1 protein-coding gene is annotated in these 1,487 nt (G+C 70.1%); it reads left to right on the top strand.

Annotated features, from left to right (window positions below):
* Positions 1 to 307: 307 nt before the first annotated feature.
* Entirely contained in the window at positions 308 to 1,414 is a 1,107-nt protein-coding gene (gene prfB, locus ACFVZW_RS37060; RefSeq protein ID WP_384531007.1) for a peptide chain release factor 2, read from the top strand.
* Positions 1,415 to 1,487 lie beyond the last annotated feature (73 nt).

The raw sequence follows: 1,487 nt of genomic DNA, 5'->3' as shown, positions 1-1,487 counted from the left end.
GCCTTGCGATCCGTCCCCTCGGCCCCTGCGGGCCTGGGGAGGCCCCATGCACCAGACGCCGCTCCCCGATCCGGCCTGATCGACAAGACACCCCCCTAGGTCGTGCCGGGCTCGCGGCGTCCGGCACCGCGCCTCGCCGCGTCGTCGTCCGCGTCGACTCCCTCCTCCGCCTCGCGATCCACGGCACCGGACGCCGCTTCCTGATCCGGCCTGATCGGCAGGGCACCCCCCCTGGGTGACGTCCGCGCAGCGCCAGGGCGCGGGCGGGCGGGTCCGGTCGCTTGCCACGAGCCGTTACGCTGGACGCGTGGCAGTCGTCGATGTATCCGAAGAGCTGAAGTCCCTCTCCTCGACCATGGGGTCGATCGAGGCCGTCCTGGACCTCGAAAAGCTGAGGGCCGACATCGCCGTGCTCGAAGAGCAGGCCGCGGCCCCGTCCCTCTGGGACGACCCGGAGGCGGCGCAGAAGATCACCAGCAAGCTTTCGCACCTCCAGGCCGAGGTCCGCAAGGCCGAGGCCCTGCGCGGCCGGATCGACGACCTCGCGGTGCTCTTCGAGCTCGCCGAGGAGATGGACGACCCGGACACCCGCGCCGAGGCCGAGACGGAGCTCGTCTCCGTCCGCAAGGCGCTGGACGAGATGGAAGTCCGCACGCTGCTCTCCGGCGAGTACGACGAGCGCGAGGCGCTGGTCAACATCCGGGCCGAGGCGGGCGGTGTCGACGCCGCCGACTTCGCCGAGCAGCTCCAGCGCATGTACCTGCGCTGGGCCGAGCGCCACGGCTACGGCACGGAGGTCTACGAGACCTCGTACGCGGAAGAGGCCGGCATCAAGTCGACCACCTTCGTGGTCAAGGCGCCGTACGCCTACGGCACGCTCTCGGTCGAGCAGGGTACGCACCGTCTGGTCCGCATCTCGCCCTTCGACAACCAGGGCCGTCGCCAGACCTCGTTCGCGGGCGTCGAGATCCTCCCGGTCGTGGAGTCGTCCGACCACGTGGAGATCGACGAGTCCGAGCTGCGCGTGGACGTCTACCGCGCGTCGGGCCCGGGCGGCCAGGGCGTCAACACGACCGACTCGGCGGTGCGCATCACGCACATCCCGACCGGCATCGTGGTCTCCTGCCAGAACGAGCGCTCCCAGATCCAGAACAAGGCGAGCGCCATGAACGTCCTCCAGGCCAAGCTCCTCGAGCGCCAGCGCCAGGAGGAGCGCGCCAAGATGGACGCCCTGAAGGGCGACGGCGGCAGCTCCTGGGGCAACCAGATGCGTTCGTACGTCCTCCACCCGTACCAGATGGTCAAGGACCTCCGGACGGACTTCGAGGTCGGCAACCCCCAGTCGGTCCTGGACGGCGAGATCGACGGCTTCCTGGAGGCGGGCATCCGCTGGCGGAAGCAGCAGGAGAAGTAGCCGACAGGCCGACACGACAGTCGGCCTCGCACCGCACGGTATCGACGACGGCGCCCGACCTCTCTCCAGGGGT

Source organism: Streptomyces sp. NPDC059567 (assembly GCF_042735655.1).
Lineage (GTDB): Bacteria > Actinomycetota > Actinomycetes > Streptomycetales > Streptomycetaceae > Streptomyces.
The sequence above is the reverse complement of the archived record's forward strand: the minus strand, read 5'-3'. Positions and strand labels throughout refer to the sequence as shown.